Annotated in this window: 26 protein-coding genes; 15 read left to right on the top strand and 11 right to left on the bottom strand. The window is 65.9% G+C overall.

Features of this window, described 5'->3' with window-relative positions; translation table 11 throughout:
* Window positions 1-80: 80 nt before the first annotated feature.
* Window positions 81-626 (bottom strand): phosphohydrolase, encoded by a 546-nt coding sequence (locus Q0030_RS39495; protein ID WP_298380234.1) that lies wholly within the window; start codon window positions 624-626, stop codon window positions 81-83.
* A 102-nt stretch (window positions 627-728) separates the two neighbouring features.
* On the opposite strand from Q0030_RS39495, the gene Q0030_RS39490 reads away from it, so the two are divergent.
* Window positions 729-1,244 carry a mismatch-specific DNA-glycosylase gene (locus Q0030_RS39490; RefSeq protein ID WP_298380231.1) on the top strand — a complete coding sequence of 172 codons (516 nt, stop codon included), beginning with the start codon at window positions 729-731 and terminating at the stop codon, window positions 1,242-1,244.
* A gap of 94 nt (window positions 1,245-1,338) precedes the next feature.
* On the opposite strand, the gene Q0030_RS39485 is transcribed toward Q0030_RS39490, so the two are convergent.
* Complete coding sequence (locus Q0030_RS39485; RefSeq protein WP_298380228.1) at window positions 1,339-1,773, bottom strand: hypothetical protein; 435 nt, start codon at window positions 1,771-1,773, stop codon at window positions 1,339-1,341.
* Window positions 1,774-1,978: 205 nt separating this feature from the next.
* Here Q0030_RS39485 and Q0030_RS39480 point away from each other — a divergent pair, with 205 nt between their 5' ends.
* From Q0030_RS39480 to Q0030_RS39470, 3 genes are read left to right on the top strand one after another with little or no spacing between them, the layout of a single operon-like run.
* On the top strand, window positions 1,979-2,404 hold the full coding sequence (locus Q0030_RS39480) for a YeeE/YedE thiosulfate transporter family protein (protein WP_298380226.1): 426 nt from the start codon (window positions 1,979-1,981) through the stop codon (window positions 2,402-2,404).
* Between the two features lie 2 nt (window positions 2,405-2,406).
* Window positions 2,407-2,883 carry a DUF6691 family protein gene (locus Q0030_RS39475; protein WP_298380225.1) on the top strand — a complete coding sequence of 159 codons (477 nt, stop codon included), beginning with the start codon at window positions 2,407-2,409 and terminating at the stop codon, window positions 2,881-2,883.
* Window positions 2,884-2,887: 4 nt separating this feature from the next.
* On the top strand, window positions 2,888-3,274 hold the full coding sequence (locus Q0030_RS39470; RefSeq protein WP_298380223.1) for a RidA family protein: 387 nt from the start codon (window positions 2,888-2,890) through the stop codon (window positions 3,272-3,274).
* Window positions 3,275-3,731: 457 nt separating this feature from the next.
* Here the strand turns inward: Q0030_RS39470 and Q0030_RS39465 are convergent, their stop codons facing one another.
* On the bottom strand, window positions 3,732-4,493 hold the full coding sequence (locus Q0030_RS39465) for an SOS response-associated peptidase (protein WP_298380221.1): 762 nt from the start codon (window positions 4,491-4,493) through the stop codon (window positions 3,732-3,734).
* Window positions 4,494-4,555: 62 nt separating this feature from the next.
* Between Q0030_RS39465 and Q0030_RS39460 the strand changes: the two genes are divergently transcribed.
* The 5 genes from Q0030_RS39460 to Q0030_RS39440 all read left to right on the top strand — a co-directional run bounded on the left by Q0030_RS39460 (window position 4,556) and on the right by Q0030_RS39440 (window position 7,049).
* Complete coding sequence (locus Q0030_RS39460; protein ID WP_298380219.1) at window positions 4,556-5,056, top strand: hypothetical protein; 501 nt, start codon at window positions 4,556-4,558, stop codon at window positions 5,054-5,056.
* A 42-nt stretch (window positions 5,057-5,098) separates the two neighbouring features.
* Complete coding sequence (locus tag Q0030_RS39455) at window positions 5,099-5,518, top strand: NUDIX hydrolase (RefSeq protein WP_298380217.1); 420 nt, start codon at window positions 5,099-5,101, stop codon at window positions 5,516-5,518.
* Between the two features lie 85 nt (window positions 5,519-5,603).
* Window positions 5,604-5,981, top strand: coding sequence for a TIGR02301 family protein (locus tag Q0030_RS39450; RefSeq protein ID WP_050424352.1), 378 nt, complete (start codon window positions 5,604-5,606; stop codon window positions 5,979-5,981).
* On the top strand, window positions 5,971-6,627 hold the full coding sequence (locus tag Q0030_RS39445; RefSeq protein WP_298380214.1) for an HAD family hydrolase: 657 nt from the start codon (window positions 5,971-5,973) through the stop codon (window positions 6,625-6,627). Before Q0030_RS39450 ends, Q0030_RS39445 begins: the two co-directional genes overlap by 11 nt.
* Before the next feature lie 155 nt (window positions 6,628-6,782).
* Window positions 6,783-7,049, top strand: a complete 267-nt coding sequence (locus Q0030_RS39440; protein ID WP_028332620.1) for a hypothetical protein — start codon at window positions 6,783-6,785, stop codon at window positions 7,047-7,049.
* Between the two features lie 9 nt (window positions 7,050-7,058).
* Here the strand turns inward: Q0030_RS39440 and Q0030_RS39435 are convergent, their stop codons facing one another.
* Complete coding sequence (locus Q0030_RS39435; protein ID WP_298380211.1) at window positions 7,059-8,393, bottom strand: dihydroorotase; 1,335 nt, start codon at window positions 8,391-8,393, stop codon at window positions 7,059-7,061.
* Between the two features lie 129 nt (window positions 8,394-8,522).
* Between Q0030_RS39435 and Q0030_RS39430 the strand changes: the two genes are divergently transcribed.
* The 5 genes from Q0030_RS39430 to Q0030_RS39410 all read left to right on the top strand — a co-directional run bounded on the left by Q0030_RS39430 (window position 8,523) and on the right by Q0030_RS39410 (window position 14,083).
* On the top strand, window positions 8,523-9,404 hold the full coding sequence (locus tag Q0030_RS39430) for a folate-binding protein YgfZ (protein ID WP_298380209.1): 882 nt from the start codon (window positions 8,523-8,525) through the stop codon (window positions 9,402-9,404).
* Window positions 9,401-10,027: a DNA-3-methyladenine glycosylase I gene (locus Q0030_RS39425; RefSeq protein ID WP_298380207.1), complete on the top strand. Its 627-nt coding sequence runs from the start codon at window positions 9,401-9,403 to the stop codon at window positions 10,025-10,027. The genes Q0030_RS39430 and Q0030_RS39425 overlap by 4 nt, the downstream gene beginning before the upstream one ends.
* The gene (locus Q0030_RS39420; RefSeq protein ID WP_223975316.1) at window positions 10,024-10,635 is read left to right on the top strand and encodes an HD family hydrolase; all 612 of its coding nucleotides are present in this window, start codon (window positions 10,024-10,026) and stop codon (window positions 10,633-10,635) included. Before Q0030_RS39425 ends, Q0030_RS39420 begins: the two co-directional genes overlap by 4 nt.
* Before the next feature lie 125 nt (window positions 10,636-10,760).
* On the top strand, window positions 10,761-11,267 hold the full coding sequence (locus Q0030_RS39415; protein ID WP_298380203.1) for a protein-tyrosine phosphatase family protein: 507 nt from the start codon (window positions 10,761-10,763) through the stop codon (window positions 11,265-11,267).
* A gap of 110 nt (window positions 11,268-11,377) precedes the next feature.
* On the top strand, window positions 11,378-14,083 hold the full coding sequence (locus Q0030_RS39410) for a DUF2339 domain-containing protein (RefSeq protein WP_298380199.1): 2,706 nt from the start codon (window positions 11,378-11,380) through the stop codon (window positions 14,081-14,083).
* 127 nt (window positions 14,084-14,210) lie between these two features.
* Here Q0030_RS39410 and Q0030_RS39405 read toward each other — a convergent pair whose 3' ends face one another.
* The 7 genes from Q0030_RS39405 to Q0030_RS39375 form a co-directional block, all read right to left on the bottom strand.
* Window positions 14,211-14,444, bottom strand: coding sequence for a hypothetical protein (locus tag Q0030_RS39405; RefSeq protein WP_050403167.1), 234 nt, complete (start codon window positions 14,442-14,444; stop codon window positions 14,211-14,213).
* 237 nt (window positions 14,445-14,681) lie between these two features.
* On the bottom strand, window positions 14,682-15,260 hold the full coding sequence (locus tag Q0030_RS39400; protein WP_298380196.1) for a hypothetical protein: 579 nt from the start codon (window positions 15,258-15,260) through the stop codon (window positions 14,682-14,684).
* Between the two features lie 187 nt (window positions 15,261-15,447).
* Complete coding sequence (locus tag Q0030_RS39395; protein ID WP_298380194.1) at window positions 15,448-16,434, bottom strand: MDR family oxidoreductase; 987 nt, start codon at window positions 16,432-16,434, stop codon at window positions 15,448-15,450.
* A gap of 130 nt (window positions 16,435-16,564) precedes the next feature.
* Window positions 16,565-17,809 carry an MFS transporter gene (locus Q0030_RS39390; protein WP_298380191.1) on the bottom strand — a complete coding sequence of 415 codons (1,245 nt, stop codon included), beginning with the start codon at window positions 17,807-17,809 and terminating at the stop codon, window positions 16,565-16,567.
* 189 nt (window positions 17,810-17,998) lie between these two features.
* Window positions 17,999-19,480 carry a cell wall hydrolase gene (locus tag Q0030_RS39385; RefSeq protein ID WP_298380188.1) on the bottom strand — a complete coding sequence of 494 codons (1,482 nt, stop codon included), beginning with the start codon at window positions 19,478-19,480 and terminating at the stop codon, window positions 17,999-18,001.
* 413 nt (window positions 19,481-19,893) lie between these two features.
* Entirely contained in the window at window positions 19,894-22,809 is a 2,916-nt protein-coding gene (ppdK, locus tag Q0030_RS39380) for a pyruvate, phosphate dikinase (protein ID WP_298380185.1), read from the bottom strand.
* Window positions 22,810-22,900: 91 nt separating this feature from the next.
* Window positions 22,901-23,056, bottom strand: coding sequence for a DUF3096 domain-containing protein (locus Q0030_RS39375; protein ID WP_080891118.1), 156 nt, complete (start codon window positions 23,054-23,056; stop codon window positions 22,901-22,903).
* A 239-nt stretch (window positions 23,057-23,295) separates the two neighbouring features.
* Here Q0030_RS39375 and Q0030_RS39370 point away from each other — a divergent pair, with 239 nt between their 5' ends.
* The gene (locus tag Q0030_RS39370; protein WP_298380182.1) at window positions 23,296-23,655 is read left to right on the top strand and encodes a DUF1236 domain-containing protein; all 360 of its coding nucleotides are present in this window, start codon (window positions 23,296-23,298) and stop codon (window positions 23,653-23,655) included.
* The last annotated feature ends 223 nt before the right edge of the window (window positions 23,656-23,878 follow it).

Genomic DNA, 23,878 nt, shown 5'->3' with positions numbered 1-23,878 from the left:
CCTCCCCCGCAAGCGGGAGAGGTGCAGCAACGCTGCCGCCGACCAATTCTCGAACGCCTGTCGCGCGCAGCTGAGCGCGCTCAGCCCAGCGCCGCGATCTCACGCGCGAGATTGTCGCGGGCGCGGCGGTCGTGGGTCGCGGCAAAGCCGGCATCGGGGAAGATCACCTCGCGCGCAGCAAAGTGGCGAAGCACTTTGGCGCGGCCGGCGCGATAGTCGGCATCGGCGACATGGATGAACTCCTGCCGGATCGCCGCGGCATAGGCATCGTAGCGCGTGGGCTCGGCGCCGAGAATGCTGAGGTCGATCGAGATCAGGATTGCGCCGAGGCGATCGCCGGCCTGCACGTCGTGCGTCTTCGTCAGACGGATCAGGCGGCCAACCTCCGGGCCGATCTCGGCGCGAACGTTTCGTTCGGCGAGCTGCGCGCTGCGCTCCTCATTGTCTGGCCGGGTCGGATCGTAGACCACGTCGTGCCACCAGATCGCTTCTGTGAGGATCTCGCGTTCGGCCACCGAGAGGCCGTCGACGCGCGCGAGCGCCGCGAGGCAGTCCTCGATATGCGCGAGGTTGTGATAGTGGCGGCCGGGCGCCGTGTAGGCGGCAACCAATTCTTCGCGGTTCATCGCCGAGGTATATGACGAGCGCGGCGGAAATGGTAGCGGTCGGGTCCGAACAGCCGGGTGTGCGCTACGCCCGCAGCCGGACAAACAATCGACCGCAGCGATATGCCCGACACCGATACTCACCGCCTCCCCGATCAGCTCCGCGCCGATCTGCGGCTGGTGTTCGTCGGTACCGCGGCCAGCACGCGCTCGGCCGCGGTCGGGCATTACTACGCGCATCCCGGCAACCGCTTCTGGCGCGCGCTGCACGAGGCCGGCATCACGCCGCGGCGCTATCGGCCGGACGAGTTCACGGCATTGCTCGAACTCGGCATCGGCTTCACCGATCTCTCCAAGACCGGCGCCGGGATGGATCACGAGATCGCGCGGGGCTCGTTCGACGTGATCGGCTTCAGGACGAAGATCGAGATGGTTCGGCCGAAGACCATCGCCTTCACCAGCAAGAAGGCGGCGAGCCTGTTTTACGACAAGCCGACCAGCGCGCTTGCGCTCGGCCGGCAGCCGGCCATGAATGGCTTTCCTGATGTGTTCGTATTGCCGTCGCCGTCGGGTGCGGCGTCCGGGCACTGGACGTTGCAGCCGTGGCGTGAGCTGGCCGAGTGGATCGCGGAATCGTAGGATGGGTAGAGCGCAGCGAAACCCATCGGCTTCTTAGCCGTGGGAGAGATGATGGGTTTCGCTTCGCTCTACCCATCCTACGAAGCCCGCGCTGTTACTCCTTCAACGTGATCGCAAGCCCGCTGAGATCGACATTGGCCATCAGCCCGATCTGCTTGCCGCTCAGTTCGAGCACCGCGCCGTTCTGGTTGGTCAATAGGATGCCGCGCACGCCGGCGCCGAGCGCGACGCCCATGCCGGCCGCGGCGTAGACGCCGGCGATATCCTGGGCGCGGCGGATGTTGCGCACGCGCCCCTGCAGCGTGGTCTGGGAGCCGCCGAACACGAGACCATAGTCCAGCCCGCCGGCCGTGAGCCCGTAGGTCTGGCCGTGGAAGGTCATGACGCCCTTGCCGGCGGAGCCGCCGAAGAACCAGCCGCCCTTGAAGATGACGAGCGTCACCGCGCCCTCGTCGGCCAGCGCGGCGGACGATCCGGTGAGCAGCGCCAGCGCGAACAGCACGGCGCGGGCGGCGGATGACAATCTCATGGGGGTTCTCCGGACGAAGTGAAGCGAATCGCGGCAATCCAACCAAGCGGCGGCACGTCGAAATGCCGGCAAAACACGCGGGATTGCGCTTGTTCCTGTTATTGCGGAGTCTATCATTGCCCACGCAGCCACGCGACCGTTGGCGCATGTGCGCCCACCGCTTTGCGCCATCGCTGAGGAGTTTGCGCAACAGGGACCTGCACCGATGCACGATTTCACCCCAGTTTCCGGCCTTCTCGGCGGCATACTGATCGGCCTCGCCGCGGCGCTGCTGATGCTGCTGACCGGGCGGATCGCCGGCGTCACCGGCATCGTCGGCGGGCTGCTCCAGCCCGATACCGCCGATCGTTCCTGGCGCATCGCGTTCATCGCGGGGCTGATCGCGGCGCCCCTGATTGCGGCATTGTTCGGCGCGCCGCTGCCGCGGCCGGCGATGAATGCGAGCCTTGTGGTGATCGCGATCGCGGGCCTTTTGGTCGGCTTCGGCACAAGGATGGGCAATGGCTGCACCTCGGGCCACGGCGTCTGCGGCTTCGCGCGGCTGTCCGGCCGCTCGATCGTGGCCACGTTCATCTTCATGACGGCGGCGATCGTCACGGTCGCGATCGTCAGGCACGGGATCGGAGGTTAGCGATGGCACTTCTCGCAAGCTTCGTGTGCGGCCTGATCTTCGGCGCGGGCCTTCTGATCTCGGGCATGACCGATCCGCAGAAGGTGCTCGGCTTCCTCGATCTGTTCGGCGCCTGGGATGCGACGCTCGCCTTCGTGATGGCGGGTGCGGTCGCGGTCGCCGGAACCGGCTTTGCGATCGCGCGGCAGCGCACCGCGCCTGCCTTCTCGGCGCGCTTCCTCTGGCCCGACCGCATTGACATCGATGCGCCGCTGGTCAGTGGCGCCGTGCTGTTCGGCATCGGCTGGGGCGTCGCCGGCATCTGCCCCGGGCCCGCACTGGTCAATCTCGCCGGGCTCTCGCTGCCGATCGTGGTGTTCGTCGTTGCGATGCTGGCAGGCATGATCGGCCAGAACCTCTTCGGCAAGAATCTCTGGCGCCGCCGCACGCTGGCGCCGCGCATCGACAATCCTCCGCTTCCATCTCGCGCAGACGGGTGATCCCATGACCGCAATCAAGCACTTCCCTCCTCCGCCCGGCGTCACGGCGCCGCCGCTCTCGTTCGGCGCCCGCGTCGGCGATTTGCTGTTCATCTCGGGCATTCCCGGCTTCGACGCCAACCGCGAGCTACCCAACAGCTTCGAGGCGCAGTTCGCCAACGTCGTCACCAATATCCGGCGCGTGCTGACCGAGGCCGGCGCCACGATGCGCGATCTCGTCAAGGTCAACGTGCTGCTGACCCGCGCCAGCGACGTCGCAACGATGAACGTCCTGTATGCCGGCGCGTTCGGTCCTGCGCCCTACCCCGCGCGCACCACCTGCGTCGTGGTGGCGCTGCCCAATCCGAAGATGCTGATCGAGATCGAGGGCGTGGCACAGGTCAAGGGGTGACGGTCGTCTGTTATCGCCCGGCTCGACCGGGCGATCCAGTACGCCGCGGCCTCTCGGCTCAAGCACTAGCCTGCCTTCGCGGGTGATGACACCGCGTGATGTAGCAGCTTGAATCGAGAACCATCCTCATCGTCGTCCCTGCGAAAGCAGGGACCCATAACCACAGGCGGTCATCATTGAAAGACGGCGGAACGACGAGTCCCGTTCACAACACCCGCCGCGGAGTATGGGTCCCTGCTTTCGCAGGGACGACGATTGTTGATGCATGCCGCGCAATACGTTCAGTGTCGTCCTGGCGAAAGCCAGGACCCATTACCCCGCATCTCGATTGCTGCACGACGCTGGGGCCGCGTTCCCGTTCACAAGCAAATTCGGTGGTTATGGGACCCGGCCTTCGCCGGGACGACGATGTGGGAAGAGCGGCGCGCGATCCGCACCGCGCATCGCGCTCCTGCCCCTAAAACAACGACCCCTGCCCGTCGTCCTCGCGCACCGGCGCCTTACGCGGCGCTACCTTCTTCGCCGCCGGCGCGTCTTCCGCGGCGATCTCTTCCGCGGTCATCGGCAGCAGCAATTGCGCGTCGTCGTTGGCGACGGCATTGACGCGCATCGTCACCTGGTGCCAGGCGAACTCGCCGACATCGGGCCCCTTCAGCATCGGCATCACGTCGTCGACATCGTTGGGCAGGCAGTCGAGCCAGCGCGCGAATTGCTCGGGCCGGATCGTGACGGGCACGCGGTGATGCAGTTGCGCGAGGTCGGGGCTCGCGGGCGCGGTGACGATTGCGACCGTGTCCTGCTCCTCGCCGTTCGGTCCCATCCAGGTCTCGGCGAGCGCGGCGAAAGCCACAGGGTGGCCGTCGCGGCGATGGATGAAGAACGGCCGCTTGCGGCCGCCGGCATCCTGCCATTCGTAATAGCCGTCGGCCGGGATCAGCGCGCGGCGCCGCTTGATCGCGTTCTTGAAGGCGGGCTTCTCCCGCACCGTCTCGGAGCGGGCGTTGATGAGCAGCGAGAATGTGCGGGGATCCTTGACCCAGGACGGAATCAGGCCCCAGCGCATCAATTGAAAATGCCGGCCACCATTCTGCAGCAGCACGACCGGGATCGGCTGGGTTGGCGCAACATTATACCGCGGCGGAAAATTCGGCTGCTCGATGTAGCCGAACATCTCTCGCAAGGCCGCCGGCGGCGAGGTAATGACAAAGCGTCCGCACATATCCTGTCCAGAGTGGTATCCGTTTATTCCGCCTTAACTTGGACCGTTAAAGACTGCGACCAATGACCTCAACGGCCGCCATAGCGGGCTCTTCCCCGCGACCGACGTACCCCGACGAGGCGCGGGCGGCGCTGTTGCGTGGCGCCAACATCAATCCCCGCACCGGGCTTGCGACCGACTACCTCAATCACTTCAACGAAGCCATCATGCTGCTGGAGATGGTCCCGGATCTGCCGGAGTGCGCCAGCGATTTCCTGGAATGGCAGCCATTGTCCTATGCCGAGCATTTCACCGCGTCCAATTTCCGTGCGCGTGACCTCGCGATCGAATCCTACCAGATGGCGGATGCCGGGATCCGGGCCGAATTCGACCAGCTCACCGACAGCATGACGAAGATCCTGACCGAGGTCGGCTCCGCGATGCGGCAATTGCACCAGGACAAGAGCCGGGTCGCGCTCGCCGAACAGGCGATCGTCTGGGTCAAGCCGCTGGTGATGCAAACCGCCGGTGTCATCAACGGCGCCGCAGAGGCCGATGTCGACAGCATCATGGCGGGCGCCTGATTTATCGGGCATGATGGTGCTCGAACCTGATTGTTGATTGCCTTGACCTCTCCCGAACCTCCGATCCGCCCGCAGCTTGCCGTATCCGGCGTGATTTTCCGCGACGGCAAGGTGCTGCTGGTGCGCCGCGCCCGCTCGCCGGGCAAGGGCTTCTATTCGCTGCCCGGCGGCCGGGTCGAATTCGGCGAAACGCTGCACACCGCCCTGCACCGGGAGATCGACGAGGAGACCGGCCTGCGGGTCGAGATCCTGGGCCTGGCCGGCTGGCGCGAGGTGCTGCCGACCGGGCCCGGCACCGGGCATTATCTGATCATGACGTTCGCGGCGCGCTGGGCCTCCGGCGAGCCCGTGCTGAACGACGAGCACGACGATTTCAAATGGCTGGCGCCGGAGGAGATCGGCGACCTCAAGGTCACCGGCGGGCTGCACGAGGTGATTGCGGCCGCCCGGCGGCTGGTTTGAGGCCTGTCTGGGGGCGGTATTGGAGCCTTGCCGCCTTGCCTCCGGCGCATTGAGGGGGCATACCACGGCGATTCCGGAACCCCTGATGATCAGAGCCTTTCTCGCCGTTGTGATCCTGATGTCGGCATGCCTCGCGACACCCGCCCGGGCGCAGGACGCGGCTGCGCCGTTCGACGGCGACTTGCAGCGGCTGGCCGAGATCCTCGGCGCCCTGCACTATCTGCGCGGCATCTGCGGCTCCAACGAGGGCGCCAAATGGCGCAACGAGATGCAGGCGCTGATCGACGCCGAGACCCCCTCCGGCGACCGCCGCGCCCGCATGGTTGCGGGCTTCAACCGCGGCTACAACGGCTTCCAGCAGACCTACCGGACCTGTACGCCGGCAGCCAGCGTCGCGATCCGCCGCTACATCGAGGAAGGCTCGAAGATCTCGCGCGACCTGACGGCCCGCTATGCCAACTGACCGCGCGATCTTCTTCGACCTCGACGGCACCCTGACCGACCCGAAGCCCGGCATCACCGGCTCGATCCAGTATGCGCTGGGCAAGCTCGGCCGGCCGGTTCCCTCGCAAGATGAACTGACCTGGTGCATCGGGCCGCCGCTGCGGGCGAGCTTTGCGATGCTGCTCGGCGGCGAGGAGCTCGCCGACCGCGCGGTCGAGCTCTACCGCGAGCGGTTCGGCGATGTCGGGCTGTTCGAGAACAGCGTCTATCCGGATATCGCGGACGTGCTGGCGGAGCTGCGCGGGCGGCCTGGCCGCATGTTCGTGGCGACCTCGAAGCCGCACGTGTTCGCGACGCGAATCGTCGCGCATTTCGGCCTCAGCGGCTATTTCGACCACGTATTCGGTTCGGAGCTCGACGGGACCCGAGTCAACAAGGTCGACCTGCTGGCCTATGCGCTGACGCAGACCGGGGCCGATCCGGCTAAGGCCGTGATGATCGGCGACCGCAGTCACGACGTTGTCGGAGCGAATCGCAACGGCATCCGCGCGATCGGCGTCACCTATGGCTACGGCACGCCGGAGGAGCTGATCGGGGCCGGCGCCAGCCATCTGTGCGCCTCGCCGCGCGCGGTGCTGGACCATATCCACAGCTCATTTGGCTGACGGCGGCGGCGACATCCGGAATTCCCCTTTAAATGCCGTGCCGGGCGTTAACCTTTTCGAAAGATGTGGGCTAGGCGGTACCCGCACGCGTGATACATCTCGCGCGTCGCAGTGGTTCGCTCCTCGGACCGCGCGCATTCATTTTGCAGAGTTTCATGCGCCATCCAGCGTCCTTTCCCCATCACCAAGACCCGCGTCCCGATCACGAGCAGAAGCAGGCCGCGCTGGGCTACCTGAACGAGGCCTGGGCGGAGGCGCGTCACGACGGCGTCGATGGCGACTGTCTGGCGCAGGCGAGCCTGTTTGCGGCGCTCGCCGAGCTGGTCGGCACCTATGGCGAGGACGCGGTGGCGAAGTTCGCCGAGGGCCTCGCCGCGCGCGTGCGCAACGGCGAGTTCTCGCTGGCATTGGCCCGGCAGTAACCCAATCCGCTACGGCTTAAGCGTGTCGAGGAACCGGACCGGTTCCCCTAGCGACGGCGTCGTGACTTCGCCCTGCCACATCACCCGCTTGCCGCGCACGAAGGTGCCGACCGGCCAGCCCTGCACTCGCACGCCGTCGTAGGGCGTCCAGGCCGCGCGCGAGGCGATCCATTTGTTGGTGATGGTCTCGCTGCGCTTGAGATCGACCACGGTGAAGTCGGCATCATAGCCCGCCGCGATGCGGCCCTTGCCGGCGATGTTGAACAACCGCGCCGGACCCGCGCTGGTGAGATCGACGAAGCGCTGTAGCGACAGCCGACCCGCGTTGACGTGATCGAGCATCAAGGGCACCAGCGTCTGCACGCCGGTCATGCCTGACGGCGAGGCCGGATAGGTCTTGGCCTTCTCCTCAAGCGTATGCGGCGCGTGGTCGGAGCCCAGCACGTCGATGATGGCCTGCTCGATGCCGTACCAGATGCCGGCGCGATGATCGGCCGAGCGCACCGGCGGGTTCATCTGGGCCAGCGTGCCGAGCCGCTCGTAGCACTCGGGCGCGGCCATGGTGAGGTGGTGCGGCGTCGCCTCGCAGGAGGCGACATCCTTGTGGTCGCGCAGATACAGGATCTCTTCCTTGGTCGAGATGTGCAGCACGTGGATGCGCTTGCCGGTCTCGCGCGCGAGATTGACCAGCCGCTCGGTCGCCATCAGCGCGGCAGTCTCGTCGCGCCACACCGGATGCGAGCGCGGGTCGCCCTCGATCCGCAGCGGCTTGCGCTCGTTCAGGCGATACTCGTCCTCGGCATGGAATGCGGCGCGGCGCCGGATCACCTGGAAGATCCGCCGCAAGCTCTCGTCGTCCTCGACCAGCAGCGCGCCGGTGGAGGAGCCGATGAACACCTTGACGCCGGCGCAGCCCGGCGCGCGCTCCAGCTCCGGCAGGTCCTGCACGTTCTCACGGGTGCCGCCGATGAAGAACGCGAAGTCGCAATGCATGCGGTGGTGGCCGCGCTTGATCTTGTCGGTGAACGCCGCTTCGGTGACCGTCAGCGGGTTGGTGTTCGGCATCTCGAACACGGCGGTAACGCCGCCCATCACGGCGCTGCGCGAGCCGGTCTCGAGATCTTCCTTCTGCGTCAGCCCGGGCTCGCGGAAATGCACCTGGGTGTCCATCACGCCTGGCAGGATATGCAGGCCCTTGCAGTCGATCACCTCGCCGGCCGAGGCCTGGCCGAGCGAGCCGATCGCGGCGATGCGGCCATTCGTGACGCCGATATCGCGCACGCCCTCGCCGTCCTGATTGACCACGGTGCCGGATTTTAGAATGGTGTCAAAATGCTGATTCATCGGTCCTCGGCGCCCGCTTTCGGGTGTCGCGCGGGCCTTGTTCGGCGCACTCTAGCGCCTTAGCTTGGCAGGGGATATCCGCGAGGACAGCGTTTCCCAAGGAACTTGGAAAAAGAGCCAATTTTGCGAATGAAAGCAGCGTTTCTTCCAGATCGGGGCGTGATCAAGGTCTCTGGCGAGGACGCCCGCAACTTCCTCAACGGCCTCATCACGACCGATGTCGAGCAGCTGGCCCCGGGGCAGGCCCGGTTTGGCGCGCTGCTGACGCCGCAGGGCAAAATCATCGTCGACTTCCTGATCACCGAGATACCCACAGGTCATGGCGGCGGCTTCCTGATCGACGCGCCGCGCGCGCTCGCCAAGGGGCTTGCCGACAAGCTCGGCTTCTACAAGCTGCGCGCGAAGGTCGTGGTCGAGAACCTCTCCGACAGCCTCGGCGTGCTGGCCGCCTGGGATGGCGAGCCGGCGGCGATCCCCGATCTCGCTTTCGCCGATCCGCGCAACGTAGCGCTCGGCTGGCGCATCCTGATCCCCGAAGATCTCAAGCAGAAACTCGCTGACCTGATCGGCGCCGATCTCGTCGACTCCAGCGCCTATGAGGCGCATCGGATCGCGACCGGCGTGCCGCGCGGCGGGCTCGACTTCATCTATGGCGACGCCTTCCCGCACGAGACCAATATGGACCGCCTCAACGGCGTCGATTTCGACAAGGGCTGCTATGTCGGCCAGGAGGTGGTGTCGCGCATGCAGCACCGCGGCACGGCGCGCACCCGCACGGTGAAGATCATTCTTGACGGCCCCGCCCCCGAGACCGGCGCGACGATCCAGGCTGGCGACAAGCAGGTCGGCACCATGGGCTCGACCGCCGGCGAGAAAGGCCTCGCGCTGGTCCGCATCGACCGCGTCGCCGATGCACTCGACGCCGGCCTGCCGCTGACCGCGGGCGGGCTTGCGCTTCATCTCGCCGAGCCGGACGCTGTCCGCATCACCCCCAAGCAGACCGTCGCATGAGCCGTACCGCACAACTGCACCCCGACGGCAAGACGCGCTGCCCGTGGCCGGGCGAGGATGCGTTCTACGTCGCCTATCACGACAATGAATGGGGCGTGCCGGAATATGACGACCGCGCGCTCTATGAAAAGCTGATCCTCGACGGCTTCCAGGCCGGACTGTCCTGGATCACGATCCTGCGCAAGCGCGACAACTTCCGCAAAGCCTTCGACGATTTCCAGCCTGAGAAGATCGCGCGCTACACCGACAAGAAGGTGCATGCGCTGATGAACGACGCCGGCATCGTTCGCAACCGCGCCAAGATCGAAGGCACGGTGGCGAGCGCCAAGTCGTATCTCGAAATCATGGAAAAGGGCCCCGGCTTCTCGAAATTCCTGTGGGACTTCGTCGACGGCAAGCCGAAGGTCAATCAGTTCAAGACCACCGCAAGCGTGCCCGCCTCGACGCCGGTTTCGATCAAGGTCTCCAAGGAGCTCGGCGCCCGCGGTTTCAAATTCGTCGGCCCCACCATCGTCTATGCGTTCATGCAGGCGACCGGCATGGTCAACGATCACCTCGTCAGCTGCTTCTGCCACGAGGCCTGCAGCGGCAAGCTCCGCACACCGCGGCTCAAGAAGAAATGACTGCGCGTCGATCGACGGAGACCACCCGCGCCTGGCAGCGGATGTTGTCGGGGCGCCGGCTGGATCTGCTCGACCCGTCGCCCCTCGATATCGAGATCGTCGACATCGCGCATGGACTGGCGCGGGTCGCGCGCTGGAATGGCCAGACCAGCGGCGCGCACATCTTCTCGGTGGCCCAGCATACGCTGCTGGTCGAGGCCGTGATGCGCCAGCAGACGCCGCGCGTCGATATCAGCCATCGTCTCGCCGCACTGCTGCATGACGCACCCGAATATGTCATCGGCGACATGATCTCGCCGTTCAAGGCGGTGCTCGCCGGCGAATACAAGGTGGTGGAGAAGCGGCTGCTGTCGGCGATCCATATCCGCTTCGGCCTGCCGGCGGTGCTGGCGGACGAGATCACCCAGCAGATCAAGGCCGCCGATCGCGGCGCCGCCTATCTCGAGGCGACGCATCTGGCGGGGTTTTCGCAAGCCGAAGCCAGGCGGCTGTTCGGCCGCGATCCGGAATTGCCCGAAGCCACCGAGCGCGACTATCTGACGCCATGGACCGCCGCGAGGGCTGAAAAGCAGTTCCTCGAGCGCTTCAACGCATTACACGCATCGTAGGCGCGGCATCACGAAGCTTGCTGCCGGTTGCGCCGCAAAAACGCAGCGCGGGCATCGCGCCACCCGGCTTTGCCCACCCGGGAGCAGCCGTTATAATCGGCCCTGCCCGATAGCCAAGGACCATCATGCTTCACGTCTGCTCGCTTGCCGCGCTCTCCGACACGGTTCGTGCCACCGGCGCCAGCCACGTGCTGACCGTGATGGCCAATGTCGACCAGGTGCAGCGGCCGCCCTCCGTGCTTCCGGCCAACCATCTGAAAGTGTCGATGGACGACATCATCGAACAGATGGATGGATTCGTTGCCCCCAACGAGACGCATATCGAGCGCGTGCTGACCTTCGTGCGCGGCTGGGATCGCCGCGCGCCGATGGTGGTGCATTGCTACGCCGGCATCAGCCGCTCGACCGCAAGCGCCTTTGCCACGGTCTGCGCGCTCAATCCGCACCGCGACGAAATGTCCATCGCCCGGCTGATCCGCGAGGCCTCGCCGATCGCGGCGCCCAACCGGCTGATCGTCAGCCTCGCCGACAAGGCGCTGGGGCGCGAGGGCCGGATGCTGCGTGCGTTGGACGCGATGGGCCCCGGCAGCATGAGCGTCGAGGGCCGGCCGTTCCACATCGACCTGGACTAGCTCGGCCTGCCGCGCCCGATCGCTTGAACTTCCATTCCCCTCACCTGCACTACTAGGTTGCGACGGGCGGCCGGCTGGCCGATGGTCCGGCGCGTCCCGCCGGAGGCCCAATGTTCGATTCGCCGTTCGATTTTCTGACGCTCGTCATCGCCATCGTTGCAATCATTTTCGCGCGCAAGGCGCTGGGCCAGATTGCGGTGCTGCAACGCCGGCTGGATACGATCGAGGCCGCGGGCGTGGCCGCCGCGCGGACGGCTGTGCCCCCGCCGCTGGCGCCGCTCGAGGCGTTCGAGCAGACGCTTCCGGCGCCGCCTCCCGTCGCGCCGCCGCCGTTGCCCGAAGCGGCTGCGAGCCAGCCGGATGCGCATGCAGGGGCAGGCGCGGACGCGGCGAGCGCCGCCCCGCCGCCGCTGCCAGAACCACCCGCCCCGCCGCCCCCGGCGCCCGGCTTCGAGGAGACGCTCGGCACGCGCTGGGTGGTGTGGATCGGCGGCCTGACGCTCGCACTCGGCGGCTTCTTCATGGTGCGCTACTCGATCGAGGCCGGGCTGCTCGGCCCCGGCGTGCGCACGATGCTCGCCGCGCTGTTTGCGCTCGCCCTGCTCGGCGCCGGTGAGTGGACGCGGCGCAAGGAAAGCATCTCCAGCATCGCCGCGCTGCCGGTCGCCAACATTCCGGCGATCCTCACTGCCGCCGGCACCGCAGTCGCGTTCGGCACCGTGTACGCCGCCTATGCGCTGTACGACTTCCTCGCACCGGCAACCGCCTTCATCCTGCTCGGCATGGTCGCGCTCGGCACGCTCGCGGCCGCGCTGCTGCACGGGCCGGCGCTGGCCGGGCTCGGCATCGTCGGCGCGTTCGTCACGCCGATCCTGGTCTCCTCCGACAAGCCCGACTTCTGGTCGCTCTACATCTATCTTGCCATCGTCACCGCGGCGGCGTTCGGCCTCGCGCGGATCCGGCTGTGGCGCTGGCTCGCCGTCACGACGATCGCCTTCGCATTGTTGTGGACTTTCCCGTGCCTGCAATGCGGGCCGGAAATGATCGCGCCGCACGTCTTCCACGTCATCGCGGGCTTCGTGCTGGCGGCGCTGCTGGTGGTCTGCGGTTTCATGTTCGGCCCCGACGGCGATGGCGAGGAGATCGAGCCGATCTCATCCGGCTCGCTCGCGGCCTATCTGTTCGGCGCGATGCTGATCGTGCTCAACGGCGCGCACGCCGACAGCGCGATGATCGGCTTTGCGCTGCTGACGGCGGGAAGCCTTTTCGGCGCCTGGCGCGCGCCCGCGGCTGCCGGCGCGATCGCCGCCGCGTCCGCCTTCGTCTTCATCGTGTTCGGCGAGTGGGCCGTCCGCCGCAACGTCGACATGCTGGTGCTGCCTGGCGGCGCGATCCCGGGCATCGGCCCGTCCGCGACCGACGGCTCGGTCTCGCTGCATCTCGTCACCGCCGCTCTGTTCGCGGCCGCCTTCGGCATCGCCGGCTTCCTCGCGCAACTGCGCTTTGCCACCACGAAGATCACGGTGACCTGGGCCGCGGCAGCCGTGTTCACGCCGGTCGCGCTGCTGGTCGCGCTCTATGCACGCATCGCACATCTCGATCGCTCGATCCCGTTCGCGATCCTCGCCGTGCTGCTCGCAGCCGCCTACGCGGCCGCGACCGAAGCACTGACCCGGCGCGGCGAGCGGCCGGAGCTGTCGCCCTCGATCGCGCTGTCGGCGACCGGCGCCCTCGCCTCGCTGGTGCTGGCACTCACCTTCGCACTCGACAAGGGCTGGCTCACCATCGCGCTGGCGCTGGTGTCGATGGGCACGGCATGGCTGTCGGTGCAGCGGCCGATCCCGTTCCTGCGCTGGCTTGCCGCGATCCTGGCCGGCATCGTGGTGCTGCGCATCGGCTACGAGCCGCGCATCGCGGGCGACGCCGTCGGCACCACGCCGATCTTCAACTGGCTGCTGTGGGGCTATGGCGTTCCGGCGCTGTCATTCTGGGCGGGAAGCCATTTCCTGCGCCGCAATGGCGACGACGTCCCGCTGCGCATGGTCGAATCCGCCGCGATCCTGTTCACGGTGCTGCTCGCCTTCATGGAGATCCGTCACTCGGTCAATGCCGGTGACGTCTATCGCGAGAGCGCCGGGCTGACCGAAGTCGCGTTGCAGGTTGGCGTGACGCTCGCGATGGCGATCGGGCTGGAGCGGCTGCGGCTGCGCAGCGGCAGCATCGTCCACAATGTCGGCGCGGTCCTGCTGACCGCGTTCACCGGACTTGCCAGCCTGTTCGGGCTCCTGGGGCTGGAGAACCCGATGCTGTGGTGGCAGGACGTCGGCGGCAGCTTCATCAATCTGCTGCTGCTCGGCTATGCATTGCCGGCCGTGCTGGCGCTGCTGCTGTCCTACGCGGTGGCGGGGCATCGTCCCGCAAGCTACGCCAACACGATCGCTGCCGGCGCGCTGGTGCTTGCGCTCGCTTACGTTACGTTCGAAATCCGCCGGCTCTATCACGGACCGGTGCTGACGCGCGGCGAGACCACGGGCGCGGAGCAATACACCTATTCGATCGCCTGGCTGATGTTCGGCGTCGCGCTGCTCGGCATCGGCATCGTCGTCAACTCGCAGCGGGCGCGGCTCGCCTCCGCTGCGGTGATTGGGCTCACGATCCTGAAGGCGTTCCTGGTCGACATGTCGACACTCACCGGTGTCTACCGGGCGCTGTCGTTCATGTGCCTTGGCATCGTGCTGGTCGCGATCGGCTGGCTGTATCAGCGGATCCTGTTCCGCAGGCGAGCCGCTCCGCCTGTCCCGCAGGCTGAGGCTTAGAGCTTGATCCGGAAAAGTGCGAAGCGGTTTTCCGAGAAGATCATGCTCAAATAAGGCGCCAAAGCGCGATGACGATTCGATCCAATCTCATCGCGCTTTGGAGTTGTTGTCCTGAACGGCGAGCGCCTCAGTCGACGGATTCGGCAACCAGCCGAATTCTGAACACGGGCTTGCGGCTCTCGTCGAGCAGCTCCATGTGCCATTCGCTGTCTTGCTTCATGTTGCGCGAAATGCTGCCAAGGAAATTACCGCAGACCTTGGTCATCTCGGCCCAGGCCACGTCACGGCTCTCAAATTCCGTCGCGTGGTCGGACGCACCAGCGTAATCGCCATCACTGATACGGAAAAAATATTGCGCCATATGACTACTCAAATCGGTGTCCCCACCAAGCCGCCTCGCGGCGAACGCTAGGGTATTGAGTAGCTATCAACGCGTGGCGACCGCCATCCGTATGACTACGGCTTGGCCTGTATTCCCGCTAGCGCGCAGATGAGACGTTCGATCGTTTTCGAGCGAAGCGGATACCGGTTCGCGTGAAGAAAACGCGTCAAAACAAGAATCTAGAGCCCGTTCCGATTCAATCGGAACGGATAGGCTCTAGTCGGTGGAACGGCGCAATTCCGGCGCGCTCTCGACCTTGGCGGGCTCGGCCTTGACCGGCTCGAGCTTGGTCCTTTCGACCTGCGGCGTCTCGACGCGCGACACTTCGGGCGGCGAGGCATCCGCGGATCGGGTGCGCGGGTGCAGCGAACGCGGACGCGCCACCGCACGGGCCATCAGCATCTGCTGGCCGCCCTGGTGATGGAAATCGCAGTAGGCGAAGCCCATGCCTGAGACCGAGCCGCGGAACGTGCGGTCGTCCTGCTTGTCAAGATTGAAGCAAGGTTCGAACGGAATGCCCTTCAGCGAGGCGCACACGCTCTGACCGCGGATTTGCAGCGTATTGCCGGGCAGGCGCACGCGGCGGATGGGTCCGGAGCCGGAGAACTGGATCGAGCCTGCCGCACCCAGATCGTCGAGGATACGGCCGGCGCCGCGGGTGCCGTCGAAACAGGTGAACGCGAACACCTTGCCCGCGACGAATTTGCGGGCCTCATCGGCGTTCATCATGCCTGCGAACGCCGGCACGACCATTGCTCCGGCCGTGACGGCCCCCAACACCAAACGCGCAAGCATGAGCTACTCCACTTACGAGCGCGGGCACCCGCTCCTTGTTGAGCATGATCCCCGCGATCGACGCTTCTCGGCGTCTGCGCGAGGAAACCCGGCCCCCCGGGATCATGCTGCAAGTCTCTTTACCCGCTGCTTACCATACCAACAGTGGCAACATTGGAGCAGCTTGGTTGGTAAAGTCTGAACGTCCTCAGACTATTTTTACCACGATGCGGCCGCGGACCTGGCCACCGAGGATTTTCGCACCATAATTCATGACTTCGTCCAAGGCGATTTCATGAGTGATATCAGCCAGTTTCGCCTTATCCAGATCGCTGGCAAGGCGCCGCCAGGCGGTCCTGCGAAGCTCGATCGGGCACATCACGGAATCGATGCCGAGAAGGCACACACCCCGCAAAATGAAGGGCGCGACCGACGACGGCAGGTCCATTCCGGCCGCCAGGCCGCAGGCCGCGATGGCGCCGCCGTACTTTGTCATCGAGAGTAGATTGGCGAGCGTAGTCGACCCGACGCTGTCGACGCCGCCGGCCCAGCGCTCCTTCGCAAGCGCCTTGGGGGCACCCGACAGCTCGGCGCGGTCGATCACCTCGGTGGCACCGAGCCCCTTGAGATAGTCGGCCTCCGACATCCGCCCGGTCGAGGCGATGACGTGGTAGCCGAGCTTCGAGAGCACGGCGATCGCGACCGAGCCGACGCCGCCGGCGGCGCCGGTCACCACGACCGGGCCGCTCTTCGGCGTGAGACCATGCTTCTCCAGCGCCAGCACCGACAGCATCGCGGTATAGCCGGCGGTGCCGACCGCCATCGCGTCACGGGCCGAAATGCCGTCCGGCAGCCGCACCAGCCAATCGCCCTTGACGCGGGCCTTTTCCGCATAGGCGCCGAGATGGGTCTCGCCCATGCCCCAGCCGTTGCAGACGACCTTGTCGCCCGCCTTCCAGTCGGGATGGCTGGATTGCTCGACCGTGCCCGCGAAATCGATGCCCGCGATCATCGGGAAGCGGCGCACCACCGGCGCCTTGCCGGTCAGCGCCAGGCCGTCCTTGTAGTTCAACGTCGACCATTCGACGCGGACGGTGACGTCGCCGTCCATCAATTCCGCGTCGTCGAATTGGGTCAGTGCGGCGGTGGTACCCTTGTCCGCCTTGTCGATCCTGATTGCCTTGAACGTTGCCACGATGAGCACTCCCCGTAATCTTGGTTTCGGGGGAGTGTTTAGAGCATGATCCGGAAAAGTGGAAACCGGTTTTCCCTCGCGACAAACGCGGAACGCGTTTGCGCGGAGATCATGCTCAAACAAGAGAGCATCAGGCTGGCTGCGCAACCGGGCGCACGACGGGCTTTTCGACGATCGGCAGGTTGATCAGCGCCGACAGCACGCCGAACAGCACCGACAGCCACCAGATCGGCGTGTAGGAGCCATACTGCTCGAACACGACGCCGCCGAGCCAGACCCCAAGGAAGCCGCCCACCTGATGGCTGACGAAGGCGAAGCCATAGAGGGTGGAGAACCAGCGGGTGCCGAACATCAGCGCGACCAGCGCCGAGGTCGGCGGCACGCTCGACAGCCACAGCAGCCCCGAGACCGCGCCGAACGCAATCGCCGAGAACGGCGTCACCGGGAACGAGATGAAGGCGACGGTCGCCAGCGCGCGCGAAAAGTAGATCACCGAGAGCAAATAGCGCTTCGGAAAGAAGTTCTGCAGCCAGCCGACGCTGAGCGAGCCGACGATGTTGAACAGGCCGATCGCCGCAACCACCCAACCGCCGGTGGTCGCCGGAATGCCGCGGTCAGCCAGATAGGCCGGCAGATGGATGGTGATGAAGGCAAGCTGGAAGCCGCAGGTGAAGAAACCGAGCACCAGCAGCACGTAGGAACGATGGCCGAAGGCTTCGGCGAGCGCGGTCTTGAATGATTGCTGATCTGCCGCCGGAGCATCGGTGGCCTCGGATGGCCGCGTCGCCAGCGCGAGCGAGAGCGGCAGGATCAGCAGCATCAGCGCGCTGAACACGACGAGCGCGGTCTGCCAGCCGAAATTGTCGATCATCGCAACGCCAAACGGCGCGAACAGGAACTGGCCGAACGAACCGGCGGCGGTGCCGGCGCCGAGCGCGATGCCACGTTTCTCGGGCGGCAACAGCTTGCTGAACGCCGCCAGCACCAGATTGAACGAGGAGCCCGACAGCCCGAAGCCGATCAGCACGCCGGCGCTGATATCGAGCGACAATGTGGTGGTCGAGTAGCGCATCAGCAGCAGGCCGGCGGCGTACAGCAAGGCGCCGACGATCATGACGCGCAGCAGGCCGAAGCGATCGGCAATGGCGCCTGCGATCGGCTGGCCGAGACCCCACAACAGGTTCTGCAGCGCGATGGCAAGGCCGAACACGTCGCGGCCCCAGGCGAATTCGCGGCCCATCGGCTGCACGAAGAAGCCGAGGCTGGAGCGCGGGCCGAAACTCAGCAGCGCGATCGCGCAGCCGCAGACGATGATGACGAGCGGCGTGCGCCAGGTGCCGGACGTCGGTCGAAGATCCCCGGTGGTAACCGCCATGTTGTCTTCCCCCGCAAACGCTGCGGGGGAACCGCCCCGCGAAACATTACCGGGAGTTAATGCATTTGCATGAAAACCCCAAGAGGCGGCGGAGAAAAATATTCGCTCGCAAGGCAGCTCTGCAGAATCCGAGAGGATGACGAGCGTCATTCCGGGGCATGGCGAACCTGGAACCGAAGGCCAGAGGCGCTATCGCTTGGCGCTGGCCTGCTCGGCCGAGCTCTGGGCGGCTTCGGCGAGTTGCGCCGAGATCTTGGCGGTCTCGGCCGGGTTGCCCCAGCTCGGCGCGTCGCTGCCGTCGCCCCAGGCGCGCGGGCGATAGAAGGTGTGGACGCCGAACTTGTACGTCTTCTTCATTTCACTGACCCAGGACGGCCGCACCCAATAGGCGTGGTAGTGGGTCGAGCGATCGACTTCGGGCAGCCACAATTTGCCGTCGAGGATCGCCTTCGAGATCTTCTTGGCGCGGTCCCACATGTCGGGCTCGCGGACGACGTCGGGGATGTTGTCGCAGGCGAAGGTGAACTGGCAGGCGTAGTGGCGGTTCTTGTTCTGGTAGACCACGCCGCACACCGTCTCCGGATATTTGCCGGAGAATGCGCGGTTCAGCACCACCTGGGCGACCGCGATCTGGCCGCGCACCGCTTCGCCACGCGCTTCGAAATAGACCGCCTCGGCGAGGCACTTCTCCGACTTGGCGCGCGATTTCTCGTCGAACAGGCCGAGCCGTTCCGCCGGCGTCTTGGTGTGCTGGTCGTCGGCGTTGACCTCGCCTTTCGGCGCGATGCTCTCGCCCATCTCGCCGGCCTTGACCGGGCCGTCGGCATCGACCGGCAGAGACGCCATCACCTTCATGTCGGGATCGGGTTGCGCTGCGGGCGCCACGACGACCGGCGCCTCGCCGGGCTGCCAGCGCTCGAGATTCTCCGGCGTGCCGAGCGACGAGCCGAAGAACAGGCTGGCGGTCTTGAATGCAAACGGGTCGCGCGCGTGCGTTGCATCATCAGGCGGCGCAGCGGCAGGCTTGGCGGGCACAGGCTTCAGATCGTCGAGCGGACTGGCCTCGAGCGACATCGACACGTCGTATTGCTGCGGCGACGGCTTGGTATATTGCGGCAAAGGCGGCGCACGCAGCGCCTCCTGCAATTCGGGATCGAGCGGCGCATTGTCGGCCGGCGCGGTCGCGGTCTTCATGCCCCTGACCGACGAATTCGATGTCGCGGGATCCTCGTTCGCCGGAGCCGTGTTCGCGGGCTGCGCAGGATCGACCTGATCAGGCCGTCCGACGACGAGACGATCGCCCTTCAGGGTGCGATCGACCTTGGGAAAATCGGATGCCTGGTAGCGCGGCGGCGGCGCTGTGATCGGATTGTGCGTCACCGTGCCGGTGACGTCGACGCTCGGACTGTCCAGCCGTGCGAGCAGGATTTGCGGATCCTGCGGCGCGGAGGTTCCGATCGGACGGCCGAAGCTGTAGGTCGCGACCTGGATGGAGCCGACCGCGGAGGCGAAGACGCGCTTCTGCCAACGCTCGGCAACGCCGGGCTGCCGGGCCAAGAGCGACGCAATATCCTGATATCCGAGCTCGGTCGGCATCAAGGCGAAGATGCCAAGACCGAGACCGAAGAGCGCAAGACGTGCGCCCTTCGGCTGGTTACGCGACACAAACATCGTACGCTCACGCAACGCTTACTGAGTGCAATCGAACGCGGTACATCCGCGCAATTCGACCTTTCCCGTTGCTAACTTGTTTAGGTTGCCGCGGAGTTAATCGGCGTTGCCCGCGCGCTACACTCAAGCGATCGCAGATGCGACGCGCGCTGCATCACGCGGCTTGGTAAATGCGCAGCGCATGAAAGTCGTAAACATCGGGTCAACGGGGATGGTGAACAAAGTGTTGCGGGCACGATAGCCCCCCATCGTCATTGCGAGGAGCGACAGCGACGAAGCAATCCATGTCACCGCAAGCGGCGAAATGGATTGCTTCGCTTCGCTCGCAATGACGGCGCCTACTGACTGCCTCAACAAACAAAAATGGCCGGGACTTGGTCCCGGCCATTGTCGTCACCGAATTGTTCGATCGCTCACGCCTGGCTGGCGATCTCCTTGCCGAGCGCGGCCTGGGCCGCGGCGAGACGCGCGATCGGCACGCGATAGGGCGAGCACGAGACGTAATCGAGCCCGACCTCGTGGCAGAACGCGACCGAGGCGGGATCGCCGCCATGCTCGCCGCAGATGCCGACCTTGAGGCTCGGCCGTGTCTTGCGGCCGCGCGTGACGCCGATCTTGACCAGCTCGCCAACGCCGTCGCGATCGACCGAGATGAACGGATCGATCTCGAGAATGCCCTTGGCCACATAGGTGCCGAGGAAGCTCGCGGCGTCGTCGCGGCTGATGCCGTAGGTGGTCTGCGTCAGGTCGTTGGTGCCGAAGGAGAAGAACTCCGCGGTCTCCGCCACCTCGCCGGCCATCAGGCAGGCGCGCGGCAGCTCGATCATGGTGCCGACCTGGTAACTGAGCTTGGCGCCGGTTTCCTTCATCACCGCCTTGGCCATGGCATCGATCCGCGCCTTGACGAGGTCGAACTCGGCCTTGGTCGCGATCAGCGGCACCATCACCTCGAGTCCGACCGGCTTGCCGGTGCGCTTGCCGGCTTCGACCGCGGCCTCGAAGATCGCGCGTGCCTGCATCTCGGCGATCTCAGGATAGGCGATCGCGAGACGGCAGCCGCGGAATCCGAGCATCGGGTTGAACTCGGACAGTTCACGGGCGCGGTCGGCGAGCTTGCGCGGATCGGTGTTCATGGCGCGCGCCACTTCCTCGATCTCGGCCTGGGTGTGCGGCAGGAACTCGTGCAGCGGCGGGTCGAGCAAGCGGATCGTGACGGGCAGGCCCTTCATGATCTCGAACAGCTCGACGAAGTCGGCGCGCTGCATCGGCAACAGCTTCGACAGCGCGGCGCGGCGCGACTGCTCGTCCTCGGAGAGGATCATCTCGCGCACGGTGCGGATGCGGGTCTCCTCGAAGAACATGTGCTCGGTGCGGCAGAGGCCGATGCCTTCGGCACCGAACTTCACCGCGGTGCGCGCGTCATCGGGTGTATCGCCGTTGACGCGGACGCCGAGCTTGCGGACCTCGTCGGCCCAGCCCATCAGCGTGCCGAACTCGCCGGACAGTTCCGGCTCGATCATCGGCATGCGGCCGGCCAGCACCTGTCCGACCGAGCCGTCAATGGTGATGACGTCGCCGGTCTTGTAGGTGCGCGCGCCCACGCTCATGGTGCCGCGGCCGTAATCGACACGAATGGTGCCGCAGCCGGAGACGCAGGGCTTGCCCATGCCGCGCGCGACCACCGCCGCATGCGACGTCATGCCGCCGCGGGTGGTCAGGATGCCTTCCGCGGCGTGCATGCCGTGGATGTCTTCCGGGCTGGTCTCGATGCGGACCAGGATCACCTTGCGTCCGTCGGCCTGCAGCTTGGCCGCTTCGTCCGACGAGAACACGATCTCGCCGGAGGCCGCACCGGGCGACGCCGGCAGGCCGGTCGCGATCACGTCGCGCTTGGCGGCGGGATCGATGGTCGGGTGCAGCAGCTGGTCCAGCGAAGCCGGATCGATCCGCGTCACCGCATCCTTGCGCGAGATCAGGCCTTCATTGGCAAGCTCGACCGCGATGCGCAGCGCCGCCTTGGCGGTGCGCTTGCCGCCGCGGGTCTGCAGCATCCACAGCTTGCCCTGCTCGACCGTGAACTCCATGTCCTGCATGTCGCGGTAGTGCTTCTCGAGCAGCGTGTAGATCCGCGTCAGCTCCTTGAAGGCGTGCGGCATCGCGGCTTCCATCGACAGCTTGTCGGAGCCGGATTCCAGTCGCGCCTCTTCGGTGATGTCCTGCGGCGTGCGGATTCCGGCGACGACGTCCTCGCCCTGCGCGTTGATCAGGAACTCGCCGTAGAGCTTGCTCTCGCCGGTCGAGGGGTTGCGGGTGAAGGCAACGCCGGTCGCCGACGTCTCGCCCATGTTGCCGAACACCATCGCCTGCACGTTGACGGCGGTGCCCCAGGATTCCGGGATGTCATGCAGCTTGCGGTAGGTCACCGCGCGCGCGTTCATCCAGGATGAGAACACGGCACCGATCGCGCCCCACAGCTGGTCGTGCGGATCCTGCGGGAACTCGTGGCCGGTCTCCTTGGCGACCGCCTCCTTGTACTTGCCGACCAGCTCGACCCAGTCGTCGCCGGTGAGGTCGGTGTCGAGCGAGTAGCCCTGGCCGTCCTTGAAGGTGTCGAGGATGTCCTCGAAGTGATGATGCTCGAAGCCGAGCACCACGTCCGAATACATCGTGATGAAGCGGCGATAGCTGTCATAGGCGAAGCGGCGGTCGCCGGAGAGCTCGGCGAGCGCTTCGACCGTGCGGTCGTTGAGGCCGAGATTGAGCACGGTGTCCATCATGCCTGGCATCGAGGCCCGCGCGCCCGAGCGGACCGAGACCAGCAGCGGGTTCTTGGCGTCGCCGAAGGTCTTGCCGGTCAGCTTGCCGACATAGTCGAGCGCCTTCTCGACCTGCGCCTTCAGCTCCTTCGGATAGGTCTTGTCGTGGTCGTAGAAATAGGTGCAGACCGAGGTCGGAATGGTGAAGCCGGGAGGCACCGGAAGGCCGAGATTGGCCATTTCCGCGAGGTTGGCGCCCTTGCCGCCGAGCAGATTGCGCAAGGTCGCCTGGCCCTCGGCCTTGCCGTCGCCGAACGTATAGACCCACTTGCCGGCCTTGATCGCGGGCGGAGCCGCCTTTTTCGCAGCGGTGACGGCCTTCGCCGGCGCCTTGCTGGCGGGCTTTGCAGCCGGCTTCGCAGTCGATTTGGCGGCGGGTTTCGGCGCCGGCTTCGGGGCGCTCTTCTTCAGCGCCTTGCGCGCCGGAGCGGCCTTCCGGGCCGGTACCGAGGACTTTGATTTCGCTGCGGTTTTCTCGGCAGTTTTCTTGGACTTCGCGACGGCTTTGGCCATGTCAGACAACAATCCGAAAAGAGGGGTCGAAGATGCGCGCCTTACACCATTTTGGGGGGTTCCGCGCAAGCCGCGAAACCCCGCTTTCCCGCTACAGGTGCAGCCAGCGCAGCAGGCCCATCCCCACGAGCCCGACGAAGATCAGGTAGATCGCGACGATGTAGTTGAGCAGCCGCGGCATGATAAGGATCAGAACGCCTGCAATCAGAGCGACAATGTGCGGCAAATGCCCAGCGGTGATGACCATTGAAGTGTTTCTCCGGCGGTTTTTTTTGGAGGAGCGAATCGAGCGGCAGTTTATCCGCTGCGGGGGTTTCCACATCAAGACGTCCGTCACGGCCTGAGAGTTCCCGCAACTCACGAAAATTGCTCCAAAATGCCGCGTATGTGGCGGTGGTTTTTCCGGAACATCACCACACCAGATGCATTGGCTCGCCGTGCGCATCGGCGAAAGCCGGCGCGCGCATCAAAAGAATGGAGCGAGCCATGCGAAACAGAATACTTGCCGTTGCAGCGGTTGCTGCTGCGATCACGGTGCCGGCTGTTGCCGCACAGGCCCAGACCGTCGGCGTTGTCCGCGGTGGCCCGCCGGTTGCAGTCGAGGATGATGAGGGCATCGCAATCGAGCAGCGCCCGGCGTTCCGCGAATACATCGTGCGCGAGCGGGTGCCGAACTACACCGTTCCGGATCGCGTCGTGGTCGGCACCGTGCTGCCGGATGCCGGCGTAACCACTTACGACGTGCCGCAACGGTTCGGCGCGACGCCCTATCGCTACACCGTCGTGAATGGCGAGACCGTTCTGGTCGAGCCGCGTTCGCGGCGGATCGTTCAGGTGGTCGAGTAGCTCAGCGTTAGCACGATCGCCTGAACGAACAGTCCGGGCGCCGCGCAAGCGGATGTGCGCGCAGATCGACCGGACCAGAAAGCCCCGCCCGGCCTCCCCACCGGGCGGGGCTCTTCGGTTCTAGAGCAAGATGATGTCATGTTGAATCGGTCTTGCGGCGGACTGGCTCACCTCTCCCGCTTGCGGGGGAGGTCGCATCGCATCGAAGATGCGATGCGGGTGG

This window comes from uncultured Bradyrhizobium sp. (genome assembly GCF_947648125.1).
GTDB lineage: Bacteria > Pseudomonadota > Alphaproteobacteria > Rhizobiales > Xanthobacteraceae > Bradyrhizobium.
The sequence above is the reverse complement of the archived record's forward strand: the minus strand, read 5'-3'. Positions and strand labels throughout refer to the sequence as shown.